The organism is Acinetobacter sp. (genome assembly GCF_041911495.1).
GTDB lineage: Bacteria > Pseudomonadota > Gammaproteobacteria > Pseudomonadales > Moraxellaceae > Acinetobacter.
Map to the genome: position 1 here is coordinate 114,289 of NZ_JAYROT010000038.1, position 19,080 is coordinate 133,368.

The window sequence follows — 19,080 nt, forward strand, 5'->3', positions numbered from 1 at the left end:
GACTACTACAATCTTATTTGTAGTTTTCAGCCTAACAATATTGATTCAAAAAAATTAATACAAATTAACACAAAACTAACAAATTAAGGGTGCAGGTTAAGATAGAGTTTTTCTACACAGATTATTAAAATTATGGAGTTTCTTGTGACTTCTTTCAATATAAGAATATGTTTATTCCTAGCTATATGTTCGCCAGTCACTACATATGCTAGTGATCAAAATTCAACCCCATTAAGTGCAGCAGAAGCGCTTGCCATTGATGCTAAATATTACGCAGAATCATATGGTGTCTCAGAAGATGAGGCAATGAGAAGAATACTGATCATGCATGATAGTTCAGATCAAATTAAACAACTACAACAAGAATATGGGACAAAAATATCTGGAATATACTTTGATCAAGGTAAAGATTTTGGTCTAAAGGTTAATTTAACTGGAAATGATGTACCAAGTGATGTAGAGCTCATTCGAAAAGCATCAACATCTGTTAAAAACATATTAACTCACAATTTAAATAGTAATCTTAAAAAACTAGGTATTGCTACAGAAAGTCTTAACAAGGCACAAGCCAAGATAGGTCAAAATATTTCAGCCAAAGTTTCGTTTAGTGGTAATGCCAAACACAATAAAGACGAGAGATTAAAAATATTAGAGCAAGCAAAGCAAAATCTTCTTTCAAAAATACCTTCCTTTGAAATGATTGCTGACAACGAAGTGACTGGTGGGGCTACTTTATATGTTAAAGCGGATAATGGAAGTGTACAAAAAATAGCTGAAAGCATCCTCAATATGCCTATTACGGTTGAGGTAATTCCATCAGGTATTGTTGCAACACATACTAGAGGTGGTTCAAAACTTGTTAAGACCGATAATGGCAATCTGCATTGTATGACAGGGTTTGTTGCAAAACACTCATCAGGGCAACAAGGCGTACTTACAGCAGGACATTGCCTAAAAGATAATACTCCATTGTCATATACAGATAAGGATGGATCTAAATATCCAGTGACTACTGTTTCTTCTATTTTCGATAGCCGAGGAGATTTAGGTTTTATTACAGCATCACATGCCACTTCAACAGGGCAGTTTTATGCAGATAATACCGCAAATCCTCGCACAGTATCAGCAGTACAAAGTAGATCAGGGACGCGCGTTGCTAGTGGAACAGTCACAGGATCCTATATCTGTCACCTAGGACAAACTTCACCAACAGACCAAACTTTAATGCAAAGTTGTGGTGAGGTAAGTAGTATCAATGGGCAAGGTAGTGATGGTGTTGGTGGAAATACTTATGTTATTGTTAAAAACACAAAAAGTGGCGGAGGAACAACCTACAATCCCTCTACTGATGGTATTGGAACATTAAGATGTGTAGGTGGTGATAGTGGTGGTCCATGGTTTGCGTATACGACTGCTTACGGTATTCAATCTGGGTGCGCATGGTTTGATAATGCTAAAAAACAAACCAAGATTGTCGTATATACTAGCTTAGACTATGCAGGTTTAGTGGGGGCGACAATTGTTAAAAATTAAAGACACTATAATTCTAAGTATTGTGTTTATCGCTGCCTGCCAACCTTCAAGTCCATCTATGACTGAAAATATCAAGCAAAATGAGGCGAAGGAACACAATAATAGCCCAATTATTCTGCGATATAATGTACCAGTTGTTGATCCCGTTTTAACTACTGCGAGAAACTTTGGATATTTAAGTGTGGAAAATAATTGTCTCGTCATTAAATTAGATAAAGACTCTACAACATCAATGGCTTTAGCCTTACCTATTAGTGAGGATAAAAGTCAATGGCAGACACAGTGGGATAGCAAAAACCAAACGCTGATCTTTGATGGTCAAAGATATCAACTTGGTCAACGCTTGGACTTAGGTGGTCATGGTGGATTTGATCCCAAACGAATTTCAAACCCATCACCTGCTTGCAAAGATTATTCTATTTGGGGAGGATATATCATAGGTATTCTAGAGTAGCGTTATTTTCAATCAGGCATCAAAAAATGGGAATTCCCAGCACTTTTGAGCGATCATCAACGTATCGCTTTTGGGAATTTCAACATTTTGACTAAATCTTAAGAGGATATTTTAAAGGTATCTCTTTAGGACATGCTTTGACGATTTAAAAAGTACATTCTCTAGGCAGTGTTCCTGCTTTTTGCTATATTATGCGCTCATTCCAATTTGAATTTGATTCATAGGCATTTTATGCAATTGTTGAAATTTGCGCTCAGCGCAGTATTGATGGGTGGTTTGCTTGCGACAACTGCTTGTTCGAAGAACGATCAAGAGCCCACTGATAGCAATGAAATCACTGCAACGATGCCTGTTTCTGGCGAAGCATCAACTTTGACTGAGCGTAATGCACAGCAACGTTTCATCAAAAACCTACAAGCCAACTTTGATAAAGCAGGACTGATCGCAAAAATCATCAATGTCAAATCCACTGAGATTCCAAACTGGTTTTGGGTAACCTTAGAAGGTTTCCCTGCGGTATTGGCAAGTAGCGATGGCAAATATATCTTTCAAGGTGACATGATTCGACTTGGTGAAAGTGCAATTCATAATGTCAGTGAAGATTTGCAAGCAGGTGATAACAAAGCTGAATTTGCCAAACTGAAAAAAGAAGACCTCATCGTCTACCCTGCCAAAGGCAATACCAAGCATGTGATCTATGTCTTTACCGATGCAAGCTGTCCGTATTGCCATAAGTTGCATGAGCATATGGATGAATTTAACAGCAAAGGCATCGAGGTACGCTATATCGCTTGGCCTCGTGGTGAGCAGTTCTTCCCGACCATGCAAAGTATTTGGTGTAGCGAAGATCGAAAATCAGCCTTTAACGCTGCAATTGCAGGACTTCCTGTGGTGGCGAATGAGTGTCAAAACCCTGTGATGGCGCAGTATCAGCTCGGTACGAAGATCGGGGTCAATGGTACGCCTGCGATCTACGGTGAAGATGGCCGTTATTTGGCAGGCTACATTGAGCCTGATGCTCTGTTACAGCGCTTGAATGAAAAGCGCTAATTTTCCTAAGCTGATTTTTAAAATCAGCTTTCAAAAAAATAATGCAACTAAAGCGATCTAAAGCTAGAGTCTAGGTCGCTTTTTCGCTATTATTTCAACAATTTTTAAATAATTTTTTGGAGTATGACGTGAAACCAGTTCGTCTGGCTATACTTGGTTTGGGTACCGTCGGTGGTGGCGTTCTTGAATTATTACAAATCAACGCCGCAGAGATTAAACGCCGCACAGGTCGAGAAATTCAAATTACCCATGTCGGCACACGTCGTCCTCGTCCAGATTTAAACCTTGATCCAAGCATTCAACAATCTGAAGATTTACTTCATATCGCACGTCAGTCTGATGTGGATGTCGTGATCGAAGTTATGGGCGGTATTCATCCTGCCAAAGAAGTGCTATTGGAAGCGATTAAAAACGGTAAGCATATTGTCACTGCAAATAAAGCATTACTTGCAGAACATGGTAATGAACTGTTTAAAGCTGCTGATGACAACAACGTGCAAATCGCCTATGAAGCGGCGGTTGCAGGTGGTATTCCCATCATCAAAGTGATCCGTGAAGGTTTGGCTGCAAACCGCATTGATTGGGTTGCAGGCATTATCAACGGTACAGGTAACTTTATCCTGACAGAAATGCGTGAAAAAGGTCGTGCTTTTGCCGATGTGCTCAAAGAAGCACAAGAGCTTGGCTATGCAGAAGCTGATCCGACTTTTGATGTGGAAGGCATTGATGCAGCGCACAAACTTGCCATGCTGGCGTCGATTGCATTTGGTATGCCTCTACAATTTAGCAAAGTCTATACCGAAGGCATTAGCAAAATCACTGCTCAAGATGTCAAATATGCCGAAGAATTTGGCTATCGTATCAAACATTTAGGTATAGCACGCCGCGCTGAAACAGGAATTGAGCTTCGTGTTCATCCAACGCTGATTCCAGAAGAAGAACTTTTGGCAAATGTGAATGGCGTGAAAAATGCTGTTTTGGTTCAGTCGAATGCCGTTGGTCCAACACTGTATTATGGCGCTGGCGCTGGCGCTGGTCCGACTGCTTCTGCTGTAGTTGCCGATATTATCGATATCGTGCGTGACATTAGCTATACTGAAGATGGCTCAGGTACGATTCCACATTTTGCCTTTGAAGATTTGTCAGATTTGCCTATCCTTAGCCGTGAAGAAATGACGACGGGCTATTACCTGCGTGTCAATGCTGAGGATGAAACAGGTGTACTTGCAGATGTCACCACGATCTTGAGCCGTGCAGGGATTAGTATTGATGCGATCATGCAACAAACTCGCTTAAAAGATTTAATTCCTATCGTGATTTTGACTGATCCAATCCAAGAATCGATCATGGATGAAGCTTTGGCAAAAATCCAAGCGCTCCCTGCGATTCATGGCGAAATCGTTCGAATTCGTTTAGAATCTTTAGAAAGTTAATTTATTCGTTTATTACATACCAAGTCGAGGCGATTGCTTTTCATTAACTCAAGAAAACTCGCCTCAATGACTAAAAGCAACTCATTGGAACATCATCATGTCGAATGCCAATCGTTATACTGGTCTTGTTGATCGCTATCGTGATCGTTTGCCTGTATCTGCTACTACTCGTGCGATCTCCCTCGGTGAAGGCAACACACCTTTGATCAAACTGGAGAATATTCCACGTTTGATTGGCAAAAATGTCGAGATTTATGTCAAATACGAAGGTCTGAATCCAACAGGTTCATTTAAAGACCGTGGTATGACCATGGCGGTGACCAAAGCAGTTGAAGAAGGTTCAAAAGCGATTATCTGTGCATCGACTGGTAATACCTCTGCTGCGGCTGCAGCTTATGCGGCACGTGCTGGTATAAAAGCCTATGTGTTGATTCCTGAAGGCAAAATTGCTATGGGTAAAATGGCACAGTCAATGATGTACGGTGCGATCACCATGCAAATCCGTGGCAACTTTGACGATGGTATGCGCTTGGTGAAAGAAGTTGCAGATCAAGCTCCTGTAACCATCGTGAATTCAATTAACCCGTATCGTTTGCAAGGTCAAAAAACCATTGCTTATGAGATCGTTGATGAACTCGGTCGTGCACCAGATTATCACTGCTTACCGGTGGGTAACGCAGGAAATATCACGGCGCATTGGATGGGTTATACCGAAGCAGTTGCCAATCAATCTGCTGATCAATTTGAACAAGTGGTCTATGATGCAGCTACTGATCAATTCACAGGACCAAAACCTGAAGGTCGTCCAACCATGGTTGGCTATCAGGCTGCAGGTGCTGCGCCGTTCTTACGTGGTGCGCCAGTGGAACAACCTGAAACAGTCGCAACGGCGATCCGTATTGGTAATCCACAAAGTTGGAATCATGCCAAAGCTGTGGTACGTGACTCAAATGGTTGGTTCGATGAATTAACTGATGCAGAAATCTTAGATGCACAGCGCATGCTATCGATGTACGAAGGAGTATTCGTTGAGCCTGCATCGGCGGCTTCAATCGGCGGTGCAATCCGTGATATTAAAGCAGGTAAAATCGCTGAAGGTTCGTTGATCGTTTGCACAGTGACGGGTAATGGTCTAAAAGATCCTGACACTGCGATCAAACAATGTGCCGATGCCGTGATGCTCACCATCAATGCCACATTGGATGATGTCAGAACATCAATCCTATCAAATATGGAAAAATAACTTTCATGCTTTGATCAGAAGAAATACTTAACAAAACCAACCCAATGCGGTTGGTTTTTTATTGCATCATACAGAATATACCCTGTACAAGAATAATTCATATTTACAAACAATTTGATACAGTTTGATTTGTTTTGGTGCGAAATCAATAAATTGCCCAATATTTGTGCAATACAATAATGCTTCAAAGTTGGTTTTGTAAGTTATTGCAGTTTTATTGCAAAGAAATAAGATAAAACAGTAACTTAATAAAGTTGGCACGCCCTTTGCTATTTCCATAACAAGTTCAGAGTCAAATCATTTCGATTTGAACATTTGTAATAAACAGCTTGGGGGAATACCAACATGAACTTTAAACTTTCTACATTAGTGGCTGCATCTTTACTCACTTGCTCAAGTGGCTTGACTATGGCAGCTGAAAGCGATGTATCATTCTCTGGTACAGCTGCGATGACAACTGATTACCGCTATCGTGGTATTTCACAAACTGAAAATGATCCTGCTGTACAAGTAGGCTTCGCTTTAGCACATGCTTCTGGTGTTTACGGTGGTGTTTGGGGCTCTAATGTTGGTTTTGCAAACTCTTTAGAATTAGACCCATATTTAGGTTATAGCACTGAGCTTTCTTCTCTTGCATCTAAGCCTACATTAGATGTTGGTGTATGGTACTACGGTTACCCAAGTTCATCTGACTTGAACTGGGCAGAATACTATGCACGTTTGACATTTGGTTCAGTATTTATGGCTGATGATAGCTTGTATACCAACATCAACTACGCAAATGACTTTTTAGGTGATTTATCTGAAGGTGACCAATGGTACCTGAATGCTGTATATTCTTTCCCAATCGCTGATACAGGATTTGGTGGTGTAGTAAGCCTAGGCTATACGACAACTTCTGAAACCGATTTTAATGATGCTACAGCCGAAGTTGAAGATGATTATATCGACTGGAAAGTTGGTGCAACTTATGGTTTCAAATCTGTAGAAGGTTTAACTGCTGAGCTTGCAGCTGTTGGTACGAATATTGATACAGACGGTCAAACAGATGCATTTAAACGTGGTGTAGAAACTGGTGCTGTATTTACAATTACTAAAGCATTCTAAGTTATAAATACTCTAGGCCAAAAACTTAGCCTTTGTATTTAAAATCCTGTCTTACTTCAAGGCAGGATTTTTTAATGGAGAATTGGTCCTAAATACGTCTTGGCATGTTAAATGCTTGATATTTATATCGAATAAAGATGATTTGAATAGATTAAAAAGAATGATGGAATTAAAAATACGATAACCGTTTTCGCAAACCCTGCCTCGGCAGGGTTCTTTTTATTTAGATAAAGTAGAATTTTTAATGACTCGCTCGAATCGGTTGCTTCACAATGATTGAATCAATGCCCGCATGTTGTAAAGTTTGCTGTGCAATATGCGCAGACTCTTTCGACTCATATGGTCCTGAGATTACTCTATACCACACTTGATCGCCTTCATTGGTCATTACTACTTCGGCAGATAAACCATTGAGGACAATCTCCGCACGGCGTGCATCAGCACTATCAGGATCTTCATAGCTTCGCACTTGCAAGATAAAACGAGGTGCTGCAGTGATGGTTGCTGTTTGATAATTTTCATCAAAAGGATCACTGACCGATTCACTCGCATCTTCTGAACGTGATGGTGTTGGCGCCTCTACGACGACTACAGGCTGTTCGATTTGATGCTCAGGTACAGCTTGATCTGGGATCGGTGTAACTTGTTGCTGTGGCAACACGTCATAGAAGCGGTAGTCTTTATTGGTTTCTTGATCATTGACCGCCATTGGTCCTTGCGTTGCACCTTTACGTTCAACAGGCTTCCACGGACTCCATAACGATAAGAAAATGGCAACACAAATACCCGCCAAAACCAAAACCACAAGCCATAGCCACGATGGAATCGCTTGGGTGTTTTCACGTGCTTTCGGGCGTTGCGATACTCCACGAGGGGCTTTACCAAACACTGACTATCCTCTATTTTTTACTTGCTTATCAAAACATGTATCTACTCAAATCGAGTAGTCACAACCCCATTAATACAATTCAAAAATTAAACCTGTGCAAAATCTAGCTATTACATTATTCACAGAAGTCTAATCGAATTGGACTTATCGCCTATATTATAGAAGTCACGGACATTTCGTGCAAAGTAAAATATTTTGTTACATTGCCTCAGGCGCACTGACACCTAATACGGTTAAGCCATTTCTTAAGACTTGTTGTACATTCACAGATAATAATAAACGTGCTTGTGACAGCTCAATATGGCTTTCATCCAAGAATTTTACGCCGTCTTGCGCATACCAACCGTGGAATGATGCCGCCAAGTCTTTGAGATAATTACCAATCTGGTGCGGTTCATAGGCATTGGCCGCACGAATCACAATCTCAGGATAAGCTGCCAATTTCGCCAAAATCTCTTCTTCAATTGGTAAAGTCAGTAATTCACAATGTTCACGAGCTGTAGCTTGATCAAAGCTGATATTTTTCTCAGGCGCTTTACTTAAAATACTATTGACCCGAGCATGGGCATATTGGATGTAATACACTGCATTATCTTTGCTTTGCGAAACAGCTAAATCCAAATCGAAATCAATGTGTTGCTCAGATTTGCGCATTACATAGTAGAAACGTGCCGCATCATTGCCAACTTCCTGACGAAGCTCACGCAAAGTCACAAATTGCCCTGAACGCGAGGACATTTGCACCATTTCACCGCCACGCCATAGGCTGACGAACTGTACCAAAAGCACAGTCAATTTTGATGAATCATAGCCGAGTGCATCAATCGCTGCTTTCACCCGAGCGATATAGCCGTGATGGTCTGATCCCCAAATATCGACGATATGGGTATAACCACGTTGTAGCTTATCCAAGTGATAAGCAATATCTGAGGCAAAATAGGTGGTTTGACCATTACGACGTTTTACCACACGGTCTTTTTCATCGCCGAATTCAGTCGATTTAAACCAAATATTGCCTTCTTTTTCATAGAGAAAACCACGTTGATCGAGCACCGCTAAGGCTTCATCAATTTTCTCGATCAGTGAGGCTTCGCTAAACCATTTGGCAAAAGTCACGCCGAAATCTGCTAAATCATCTTGAATATCATCCAAAATGGCTTTTAAGGCTGCTTGGTGGAACACGGCATAATCTGCGCCAAGCAACTTTTGGCTATTGGCAATTAAACCGTCGATATGCTTTTCTTTATCACCAGAGAGCACGACTTTATTGCCGTCTGCATCAAGCTCTTCAGCATATTGCACATCTTCAGGCACTTCTGCATAGACATCGACAACGGCACGAACGTGCTTATCTTGATCAGTATCAATAATGCTCTGTGCGATGTCTTTGACGTAGTCGCCTTGATAAGCATTTTTTGGAAAAACTAGCGTTTGACCGCATAATTCTAAATAACGCAAATAGGTCGAAGTTGCCAAAATGTCCATCTGACGACCTGCATCATTGACATAATATTCACGGTCAACAGTCGCTCCTGTGGCTTCCAGCAAATTCGCAACCGTCATCCCATAAGCTGCGCCACGACCATGCCCGACATGCAAGCTTGATGTCGGATTGGCAGATACAAACTCGACTTGGATTTTTTCAGCTTGATTGACTTGGCTACGACCGTATTGATCTTTTTGCGTTGCAATGGTGTCTAGCACCACAAAGCGTTGATCTGCATTTAAAAAGAAATTGATAAAGCCAGGCCCTGCAATTTCAGCTTTGCTGATGTCAGCAACAGTTGGTAGATTTGCTAGAATTTTTTCTGCCAAATCACGTGGCTTCATACCTGCGACTTTGGACGCTACCATGGCAATATTCGAGGCAAAATCGCCATGACTACGGTCTTTGGTACGGGTCAACACACTGTTATTTTGCCAATCTTGTGGGAGAATATTTTCTGATTGAAGTGCTGTCACTGCTTGCGCCAGTGCATTTTGGATTGCCGTGTTCATAACCGCTCGGAATATTGCCAAAAAAGAAAGCAAATATAGCAAATTTTGCCGTACAAAGGGAGTGCATTGTCCGTTATGGATGACATTGTTGATATTTTTTCAAAGTCCTTTTTTAGTTAAAATAGGCTTTTTCCAATTGAATGATTGTGATGGCTAATTCTCCTTATATCTTTGGCACCGTGCCAAAACTTTCTGCAAAATATGCTGCGGTGGTGATTCCATTTATCTTGTCATTTTTGATGAGTGGGCTGATTTCATTGATCAATATTATTCACAATATTGGTTTTGTAGAGCATTTTGCGACAGTTTGGGTTTCTGCATGGTTCTTTTCTTGGTGTGTGGCTTTTCCTGCGGTCTTGATTTTATTACCGATTGTGCGTCGTATTACCGCACGTTTGGTTGATTGCTCTAAAATTTAAATAATCTAAGCTCGACATAAGATGAGTAGAAATTAACTGATTCGTGGGAACGTCAGTCGCATTGTTCGAGGTCAGAATAGCTTTAGCAAAGTGACGTTTCTCAAGGAATTGGATTAATTTTGGTATATGACCGAGTTTGCGACTGACAAAATGGCTTTGCCTACTTTCCCCGAAAGGAAAGTAGGTCGAACCGAAGGTTAATTCTGATATAGGAGTATATAAGCAAGACCTTGTCTAAAAAGGCTTTTCTTTTTTAGATTTTAACAACGAATCACAAAATCAATCTTCTTCAATCACTACAGCCAATAATTCATCTGATGGTGCAAAATAATAGCCACCATTGACTGCTGTGGTGAAATGCAACAAACGATCGTGAATATGATCCCCTGTCGTACCAAACATATGCTCAAGCATTTGATCAATAATATTTAAATCTTTGGTGTAGGCGATAAAGAATAAACCTTGCTCACCATGACCATCGCCATAGGGCAAACTGTGACGCACGATTTCAAGCTCTTCGCCCGCATCATCTTCGATCACCACACGAGCGATATGCGCATTATCAGGTTTCACATCGTCTTCCATCTCGATGCTTTCAAGTTTTGATCGTCCAAAAACATTTTCCTGAGCATCGACTTTTAGCCGATTAAATTTATCCAAATCGTGCACGTAACGCTGTGCAAAAACAAAACTACCGTCGGCAAAAATACCCGCGTCTTTACCCAGTAGTGCCACTTCTTCACGGTCATCTTTAAATTGCGGATTTTCCGTGCCATCAATAAAGCCCGTCAAATCACGGCTATCCAAATATTTAAAGCAGGTACGCTCTTCAAGCACTTCCACTTGCTCACGAATACCGTGAAAGAAGGCTTGGCTCAGTACAAAGCAAATATCTGCCTTGCTACTCGCCAAGTGAATCAATACATCACCTTCATCGACAGGCATCTCAAATGCACCTTGTAAAGGCTCAAGTTGATGAAAATTTACAGGAGTTTGATCATGAAGTTGTTGCCAAAGCGTTGGAGAGAATGCGATCGCAGTTTAAATTTCAGCAGTGGCATGTTGGTAATCAGACGATCTCTGGTGTTGATCAGATCAGTGAGTTGCTGTTTGAGTTGCTCTACAGTTAATTGTCCCAAGCGAATCACGATAAAACGTGCATGATCCGACGGTAGTGGGAAAATGACAAATTGCGCATTCATTTAGAGCGCCAAAAAAATAAATAAAAACATGAATTTGATTGATCTTGATTGTGCCTCAACCAATCCCTGAGGTATAGAAAAATTGTAACTTCTTGAATGACAACGATCACTCATACTGGTTGTAGGCTTTATTGTTTATTAGCTTAACTTTTAAATATTGTTTTTTTATGTTCTTTTTTGACAAATATCATCGGACTTAAGCAGACATAGTTTAAGCTATGCCACTTGTTGATGACATGATTTTTTATGGTAATCATTAAAAATAATCACTGCCTTAAAGATTCGCAATGTGGAGTGTGCTGTGCAAGAGATTTGGCTGAAGTTACAAGATTGGATTGATCAATATCCGTGGTTAGAGATGTTGAACTCTTTGGCGATTTTGATTTTGATCGCTACGGTTGCGTATTTGATCAGTAAAAAAGTGGTCGTGGTTGGTTTGCGCAAGCTGATTTCCAAATTTTCTTTTGCCAAAAATAGTGAAGCATTCCAAAAACATAGCGTGATTCGACGTGTTGCCAATATCGTCCCTGCCATTGTCATCATCAACGGCATAGCCGCTGTACCTCATCTTTCAGAGAAAGTCGTACAATTGGTACAAATGCTTTCTCAAGCTTGGATTTTCTTAACGATTGCCTTAGCAATTTGCGACTTTTTAAATATTTTTAATTTGTCTTATCAACACAATCCAAAGTCAGCCAATAAGCCGATTAAAGGCTATCTGCAATTGATCAAACTGATCATCTATATTGTATGTGGCTTGATGATTATCGGTACATTTTTGAAAAAAGATGTATTCACCTTACTTGCTGGCTTCGGTGCGATGGCTGCGGTATTGATGTTGGTTTTTCAAAATACCATTTTGTCACTGGTCGCAAGTGTACAAATCTCTTCTTATGACATGATTCGTATTGGTGACTGGATTGAGATGCCAAGTCTCGGCGCAGACGGTACGGTGATTGATATTGCACTGCACACCGTCACAGTACAAAACTTTGATAAAACCTATACCGTGATTCCAACCAACAAACTGGTTACAGATACGTTTAAAAACTGGCGTGGTATGACCGATCTTGGTCGCCGTCGCATTAAGCGTGCCTTCTATGTCGATCAAAGTAGTGTGCACTTTTTGTCTAATGATGACATCGCTCGTTTAAAAAATTTTTTATTGCTTGAAAACTATATCGATATAAAGAGCCATGAGCTGGCAGAATGGAATAGCAGTGTCAAAGAGTTATTTAATCAACGCCGTATGACCAATCTTGGGACTTTCCGAGCGTATATGCTGCTCTATTTGCAAAAGCATGAAGGCATCGCTGAAGATCAAACGCTCTTAGTGCGCCAACTTCAACCGACGGCACAAGGCTTACCACTCGAGCTATATTGCTTCACCAATACCATTAACTGGAATATTTATGAAGATATTCAATCTGATATTTTCGATCATCTTTTTGCGATTATTAGTGAGTTTGGATTGCGTGCTTATCAAGCGCCATCGGGTGCAGACTTTCAAAATATCCAACTTGAGCATCAAGAGTTGAATACACCTGAGGAAAATCAAAGACATGTAACCGAAATAGAAAAAGTCTAATCTGTATAACAAAAAGACCGCATTTAGCGGTCTTTTTACTACAATCAATTTGCTTATTTTTTCGCAGCTTCAATTGATTTTAAGATTTCAGCTTTTGCCACGTCAGCATTTTCCCAACCACTGATTTTAACCCATTTACCATGCTCTAAATCTTTATAGTGTGAGAAGAAGTGTTCGATTTGACTGATCAATAATGGCGGAAGATCAGTATATTCTTGCACGTCTTTGTACAGTGGAGAAAGTTTCTCGTGTGGTACAGCGATCAATTTCGCATCAATACCACCGTCATCTTCCATGTTCAATTTGCCCACTGGACGGCAACGAATCACGGAGCCTGCTGCCACAGGATGCGGTGTAACCACCAACACGTCTAGAGGATCGCCATCTTCTGACAAAGTATTTGGCACATAGCCGTAGTTCGCAGGATAGAACATCGCTGTACCCATGAAACGGTCTACAAACAATGCATCAGAATCTTTATCGATTTCATATTTGATCGGTGCAGCATTGGCAGGGATTTCAACGATCACATAGATGTCGTTTGGTGCGTCTTTACCTGGTGGGATATTGTTGTAACTCATAGCTCACTCTTTGTCTGTGGTGAATTAAATTTGCGATAATACATTGCAATCATCAGATTTTGAGAATTGCAGAACATTATCACCTAAAATTTTTAGTTGCCCTATTATACTTAAATCTCAATCTATTGCGCTGTGAATTGATCGAAGAATTGTCATGTTTTATTGCATCGAAAATGTCTTTAAAGTCGTATGCAAATAATCAAAAGACAAACTGGACACAAAGTCGCCAGCAACCAAAATACTGAGCGCAAACGATTAAAATTCGCCAAATAACACAAACCATAAATAATGCGCAAAATTAGATAAGCAATCCCCAAAGTCACGACAAAAATATCAGGCACAACCAAATAATCTGCGATCAACATCGCAGCAATAAATAATGGCAAACCTTCATAGCTATTTTTCTGAACGGCATCGGCACGCTTGGTAATGCCTTGCGACTGCTCAACCACTTGGCGGTGACTATCGTGAATTTTTGGATCATAGCTCGATGTAGATCGTGCAATAAATGCAAAAACATAAGGCAATAAACATGCAACTAAAATGATCAATATCACGATATTTAAGCTATGCATGTCTATCCTCGAGAATGTGTTTTGAATTTCGATGTGAATCAGTGACCGATTCAATCGAGGCATGATACCATGATCTCGATTTTTCGATATTTATTTTCTGTATTCGCATTTCTTCGCATACTTTTTTGCATCTTGAATGGCTCAACTCTATGACTAAACACAACCCTCAACAGCATGCGCAACAAAAGCACTCAAAACAAACAGACCAACAAAGTCATCAAGAAGCGCTTGAACAGGCACTTGCTGCGCAGCAAAAGTACAGTCAGCAACTTGACCGTATTCTTTGGTACGTTCTACCTGTCTTGGCGATCTTGCTCAGTGTGGTCTTTGCCAATTGGAATATTTGGTCAACGATTGGCACGGCGTTTGTGCTCTGTATCAGCTTTGTCATGGTGGGGATTAAGAAGAAGTCGCTCACGCTCACTTTAGCTATCGTTTTGCTTTATTGCTTGGTTGATAATTATTTGAGTTATGGGATGCAGTTTAATGTCGGTGGATTGAAGCGTCAGCTCCTTTCAATGGTTTTATTTATCTCACTCATTGGACTCTCTCGTCCAATGTTTGAACGTGCAATGATGAACCGTCATCAGAAATAATTTTTCCATTATTCATGTCTAAACCATGAATCATTTCGTATCAAATTGGGAACGTAAAAAAGCAGCCGAAGCTGCTTTTTTTATTGTCTTGATTTTGCTTAAGCGAATTACTTACGCAAATCTTTACGGAGGATTTTACCGACGTTCGATTTTGGCAATTCTTGTAAGAACTCAACATAGCGTGGTTGCTTATAACCCGTTAAGTTTTGCTTGGTGAATGCCAAGACTTCTTCCGCTGTTAAGCTTTCATCTTTTTTCACAACGAACAGTTTTGGTACTTCGCCTGATTTTTCGTCAGGTACACCGATCGCAGCCGCTTCCAATACTTTTGGATGTTGCGTCACAACTTCTTCGATCTCACTTGGGTAGACGTTGAAGCCTGATACCAAGATCATGTCTTTTTTACGATCGACGATTTTGAAGTAACCTTCATCGTTCATGATACCGATGTCACCAGTACGGAAGTAACCATCATTAGTCATGACTTTTGCAGTTTCTTCAGGGCGGTTCCAATAGCCTTTCATGACCTGTGGACCACGGATTGAGATTTCACCTGATTGTGGATTGCCTTCATCATCAAGCGCACCAAGTGCAATCGGATTACCTTCGTCATCCAAGATCGCCACTTCAGTTGCAGGTAATGGCACACCAATCGTACCTGTGAAGTCTTCGTTAATCGGTGGGTTCGCAGTCGCAACTGGAGAAGTTTCAGATAGACCATAACCTTCGATGATCGTTGTCCCTGTTACTTTTTTCCAAGCATCCGCAGTCGATGGCAATACAGCCATACCACCGCCCATTGCCATTTTGAGGTTGCTATGATCGAGTTGTTTAAACTCTTCATTGTTGACCAAAGCATTGAACAATGTGTTGACCGCAGGGAAGAATGATGGCTTGTATTTACGAAGCTCGCCAACCACCGCAGGTAGGTCACGTGGGTTTGGAATCAAGATGTTAGTTTGACCTTTATACATACCGTATAAAGCACACACCATGAATGCAAAGATGTGATAAAGCGGAAGCGCACAAACGATCTTATCGCCTTCTGCTGCATCACCTTCACCAAATTTTGAAGAGAAAATGCCTTCACATTGAAGCAAGTTTGCAACGAGGTTGCGATGCGTAAGCTCTGCACCTTTAGACACACCCGTAGTACCACCAGTGTATTGAAGTACCGCTGTGTCGCTTAAGCTCACCGTTGGGCGTTGATATTTGCTTGCTGACACTTTTGACAATGCAGATTTGAATGATTCGTGACCTGGAATGCTCCACTCTGGCACTTGCTTACGTACTTTACGCAGTACGAAGTTCACCAATGTACCTTTGAGCATACCAAGCATGTCACCTACACCAGTCACAACAACATGTTTGACCGTTGTTTTACCGTGGATTGGTTGATAGACACTGGCAAAGTTTTCAACAACAACCAAAACCTGCGCACCTGAGTCATTCAATTGATGCTCAAGCTCACGAGTTGTATACAGTGGGTTGACATTGACCAAGACCAAACCTGCAAGGAATACGCCGATTTGAACGATCGGGTATTGGAAGACGTTCGGCATCATCACCGCAACGCGAGAGCCTTTTGGCAAATTCAAACTTTGTAAATATGCTGCAAATCGACGGCTATGATCTTCAAGTTCAGCGAAAGACATGGTTTTGTCCATGAAAATAAACGCATCACGTGAACCATACTTCTTAAAATTTTGTTCGAAAATATCAATCAACGATGTATTTTCTGCTGGCATAGAAATATCTGACGGAATTCCAAATTTCTCATGCGTTTTTAACCAAACTTTGTCCATAGTACCCACTACTCCCAAAAATATTTTCTTGCATCAAGTCAGACTGTGATTTCCAGTCAATCTGTCTAGATATGATTACTTGCTTTGCAATGGACAAAGTTGTGTTAATAATTTTGGCTTGATCAAACCACACGTCACCAAACCGCCTAAATGTTTTGATGGAGGAGATTTTGATCAAGAGATTAGTATTTCACCTTGTCCATGGCTATTGTTTAAATGTTTAAAAACATCTACCGCACACCTTGACTATACGTTGATACCGAGTCAGATATCAAGTAATAATCGCTGTGCTTTTTGATAGCCTCGAGGTAAAAGTTTGCCTTTTGTCGCTTTTTTACCATAGTAGGCTTTCAAGTCTTCTCCTTTTAAGCTCAAGAATCGACTACCCACCTGTATTTTTAACACATCTTCTGTCAAATTCAGAGCAATATGACCGAGTAGTTCATCTTCTTTGTCCAGTTGCATCATCTTGTTTCCTTTGCCTTTATTGAGCTTTGGTAAAGATTCAAGATCTATAATGAGCAATCGACCTTGCTGACTGAGCAATGCCAAATGTGATTTGCCCTGAGCAAACGCAATCGGCATAGTTTTGAAACCTTTTGTTACAGATAAATAATTTTTACCCGCTTTGGCAGAAGTATCGAGTTGCTTTAACTCAGATAAGAATCCATAACCCTGCGAGCTCAAAGTCACAGTCGCAGCGTCATCTGCACCCATGATCACTTGGATAAACTGTGCACCAGTCGCAGGATTCAATTTTGAAGTCAGTGGCTCACCTTGCCCTCGTGCCGACGGTAAACCATTTGCAGTCAATGCATAACTGCGTCCAGTATGGTCAAGCAGATAGACTTTTTGATTGGACTTGCCTGTGGTGGAGTCTAAATATTTATCCCCAGCACGATAGTTGAGCTGCGTGGCATCGACTTCGCCTTTTGCCATGCGAATCCAACCTGCCTCAGATATTACGACGGTGACTGTTTCCGCAGGTGCAAGGTCAGATTCTTTTATTTGCACTGCATCTTCACGCAAGACGATTTCAGAGCGACGATCATCGCCAAACTTTTTAGCATCTTCTGTCAGTTCTTCGATCATCAGTTTTTTCAGTGATTCAGGATTTTCCAATTGTTCCCGAATTACCGCTGCACGTTCCGCCAACTCATCTTGCTCTCTGCGAATTTCCATTTCTTCAAGACGTGCTAAATGACGTAACTTGAGTTCTAAAATCGCTTCGGCTTGAATATCATCAATGCCAAAATGCGCCATCAATACAGGCTTTGGCTTATCTTCTTCACGGATAATTTTAATGACGGTATCTATGTCGAGATAGGCAATGAGTAAGCCTGCCAAGATATGTAGGCGTTTTTCGATTTTATTCAGGTGATAACGCAGTCGGTTGGTAATGGTTTCGGTACGAATCTCAATCCATTCCAGCAGAATCTGACGAATCGACTTGACCTGTGGGCGACCGTCCGCACCAATCATATTTAGATTGACCCGATAGCTACTTTCCAAATCGGTCGTAGCAAATAAATGACTCATAATCGCTTCGACATCGACCCGATTGGAACGCAGTACGATCACCAATCGCGTTGGGTTTTTATGGTCAGATTCATCACGTAGATCGGTAACAAATGGTAATTTCTTCGCCTGCATTTGATCAGCGATCTGCGTCAGCACCTTCGAGCCTGACACTTGATATGGTAGATGCTGAATCACAATTTCGTGTTTATCCGCTTGCTTATCAACCGTATAAACGGCACGCATGCGGTAGCTACCACGTCCAGTGGTTTGGATTTTTAAGAGTTCTTCAGGGCGAGTAATGATCTCTGCATGGGTCGGTAAATCAGGACCGGGGATAATGGTTTGTAATTTTTCATCGGTCAGGTTGGCATTTTTAATTAGGGCAATGGTGCCTTTGACCACTTCACGGAGATTGTGTGGCGGAATATCGGTTGCCATACCCACCGCAATACCAGTCGTACCATTGAGTAAAATATTCGGTACTCGTGCAGGCATGGTGACAGGTTCTTTTAGACTGCCATCAAAGTTATCCTGCCATTCACAGGTGCCTTGACCGAGTTCGCTCAGCAACAATTCACTATAATTGGACAACTTGGCTTCGGTATAACGCATTGCTGCGAATGATTTGGGATCGTCAGGTGAGCCCCAGTTGCCTTGACCTTCGATAAATGGATAACGATAACTAAACGGCTGTGCCATCAACACCATCGCTTCATAACATGCGCTATCACCATGTGGATGATATTTACCGAGCACATCACCGACGGTACGTGCTGACTTCTTTGGTTTACCTGAATTCTTTAATCCAAGCTCACTCATCGCATAGACGATACGACGCTGTACAGGCTTCAGACCATCACTGATATGTGGCAATGCACGATCCATGATCACGTACATGGCGTAGTTCAAATAGGCTTGTTCGGTAAACTCAGCAACAGAGCGGTTTTCAGTGGCGTGATGGACAAGGCTACTCATGTGATGGATGTATTCCTAGTGAAATTATTTTATCAATGTTTCGCTATGCTAAAGCGCAATGTCTATTTCGGCAAGTGTTATCGAAATGCGCACGACAAGTCATGTCTTTGC

General features: G+C 41.2%; 15 protein-coding genes and 1 pseudogene. 9 read left to right on the forward strand and 7 right to left on the reverse strand.

Annotated features, from left to right (window positions below; translation table 11 throughout):
- Window positions 1-144 precede the first annotated feature (144 nt).
- The 6 genes from ACE3PQ_RS05130 to ACE3PQ_RS05155 all read left to right on the forward strand — a co-directional run bounded on the left by ACE3PQ_RS05130 (window position 145) and on the right by ACE3PQ_RS05155 (window position 6,820).
- Window positions 145-1,533 (forward strand): hypothetical protein, encoded by a 1,389-nt coding sequence (locus ACE3PQ_RS05130; protein WP_298890276.1) that lies wholly within the window; start codon window positions 145-147, stop codon window positions 1,531-1,533.
- The gene (locus ACE3PQ_RS05135; protein ID WP_298890279.1) at window positions 1,520-1,987 is read left to right on the forward strand and encodes a hypothetical protein; all 468 of its coding nucleotides are present in this window, start codon (window positions 1,520-1,522) and stop codon (window positions 1,985-1,987) included. The genes ACE3PQ_RS05130 and ACE3PQ_RS05135 overlap by 14 nt, the downstream gene beginning before the upstream one ends.
- Before the next feature lie 231 nt (window positions 1,988-2,218).
- Window positions 2,219-3,037 (forward strand): DsbC family protein, encoded by an 819-nt coding sequence (locus ACE3PQ_RS05140; protein WP_374295789.1) that lies wholly within the window; start codon window positions 2,219-2,221, stop codon window positions 3,035-3,037.
- A gap of 128 nt (window positions 3,038-3,165) precedes the next feature.
- On the forward strand, window positions 3,166-4,470 hold the full coding sequence (locus ACE3PQ_RS05145) for a homoserine dehydrogenase (protein WP_374295791.1): 1,305 nt from the start codon (window positions 3,166-3,168) through the stop codon (window positions 4,468-4,470).
- A gap of 97 nt (window positions 4,471-4,567) precedes the next feature.
- On the forward strand, window positions 4,568-5,713 hold the full coding sequence (gene thrC, locus ACE3PQ_RS05150) for a threonine synthase (RefSeq protein WP_374295793.1): 1,146 nt from the start codon (window positions 4,568-4,570) through the stop codon (window positions 5,711-5,713).
- Between the two features lie 345 nt (window positions 5,714-6,058).
- Window positions 6,059-6,820 (forward strand): TorF family putative porin, encoded by a 762-nt coding sequence (locus ACE3PQ_RS05155; protein ID WP_374295794.1) that lies wholly within the window; start codon window positions 6,059-6,061, stop codon window positions 6,818-6,820.
- 241 nt (window positions 6,821-7,061) lie between these two features.
- Here the strand turns inward: ACE3PQ_RS05155 and ACE3PQ_RS05160 are convergent, their stop codons facing one another.
- Both ACE3PQ_RS05160 and argS read right to left on the reverse strand, forming a co-directional pair.
- Window positions 7,062-7,709 (reverse strand): SPOR domain-containing protein, encoded by a 648-nt coding sequence (locus ACE3PQ_RS05160; RefSeq protein ID WP_374295796.1) that lies wholly within the window; start codon window positions 7,707-7,709, stop codon window positions 7,062-7,064.
- Between the two features lie 198 nt (window positions 7,710-7,907).
- On the reverse strand, window positions 7,908-9,707 hold the full coding sequence (gene argS / locus ACE3PQ_RS05165; RefSeq protein ID WP_374295798.1) for an arginine--tRNA ligase: 1,800 nt from the start codon (window positions 9,705-9,707) through the stop codon (window positions 7,908-7,910).
- Between the two features lie 149 nt (window positions 9,708-9,856).
- Between argS and ACE3PQ_RS05170 the strand changes: the two genes are divergently transcribed.
- A complete protein-coding gene (locus ACE3PQ_RS05170; RefSeq protein ID WP_374295799.1) occupies window positions 9,857-10,126 on the forward strand; it encodes a DUF2798 domain-containing protein in 270 nt (89 codons plus the stop codon).
- 279 nt (window positions 10,127-10,405) lie between these two features.
- Here the strand turns inward: ACE3PQ_RS05170 and ACE3PQ_RS05175 are convergent.
- Window positions 10,406-11,328: pseudogene (locus ACE3PQ_RS05175) on the reverse strand (Dyp-type peroxidase).
- A 301-nt stretch (window positions 11,329-11,629) separates the two neighbouring features.
- Here ACE3PQ_RS05175 and ACE3PQ_RS05180 point away from each other — a divergent pair.
- Window positions 11,630-12,916: a mechanosensitive ion channel family protein gene (locus tag ACE3PQ_RS05180; protein WP_374295801.1), complete on the forward strand. Its 1,287-nt coding sequence runs from the start codon at window positions 11,630-11,632 to the stop codon at window positions 12,914-12,916.
- Window positions 12,917-12,969: 53 nt separating this feature from the next.
- On the opposite strand, the gene ppa is transcribed toward ACE3PQ_RS05180, so the two are convergent.
- Window positions 12,970-13,497, reverse strand: a complete 528-nt coding sequence (gene ppa / locus ACE3PQ_RS05185) for an inorganic diphosphatase (RefSeq protein WP_374295803.1) — start codon at window positions 13,495-13,497, stop codon at window positions 12,970-12,972.
- Between the two features lie 179 nt (window positions 13,498-13,676).
- Window positions 13,677-14,072, reverse strand: a complete 396-nt coding sequence (locus tag ACE3PQ_RS05190; RefSeq protein WP_374295805.1) for an MAPEG family protein — start codon at window positions 14,070-14,072, stop codon at window positions 13,677-13,679.
- A 149-nt stretch (window positions 14,073-14,221) separates the two neighbouring features.
- On the opposite strand from ACE3PQ_RS05190, the gene ACE3PQ_RS05195 reads away from it, so the two are divergent.
- The gene (locus ACE3PQ_RS05195) at window positions 14,222-14,668 is read left to right on the forward strand and encodes a hypothetical protein (protein ID WP_374295807.1); all 447 of its coding nucleotides are present in this window, start codon (window positions 14,222-14,224) and stop codon (window positions 14,666-14,668) included.
- Between the two features lie 107 nt (window positions 14,669-14,775).
- Here ACE3PQ_RS05195 and ACE3PQ_RS05200 read toward each other — a convergent pair whose 3' ends face one another.
- Both ACE3PQ_RS05200 and parC read right to left on the reverse strand, forming a co-directional pair.
- Entirely contained in the window at window positions 14,776-16,473 is a 1,698-nt protein-coding gene (locus ACE3PQ_RS05200) for an AMP-binding protein (protein WP_374295809.1), read from the reverse strand.
- 264 nt (window positions 16,474-16,737) lie between these two features.
- Window positions 16,738-18,969, reverse strand: a complete 2,232-nt coding sequence (parC, locus tag ACE3PQ_RS05205) for a DNA topoisomerase IV subunit A (protein WP_374295811.1) — start codon at window positions 18,967-18,969, stop codon at window positions 16,738-16,740.
- Window positions 18,970-19,080: the final 111 nt, after the last annotated feature.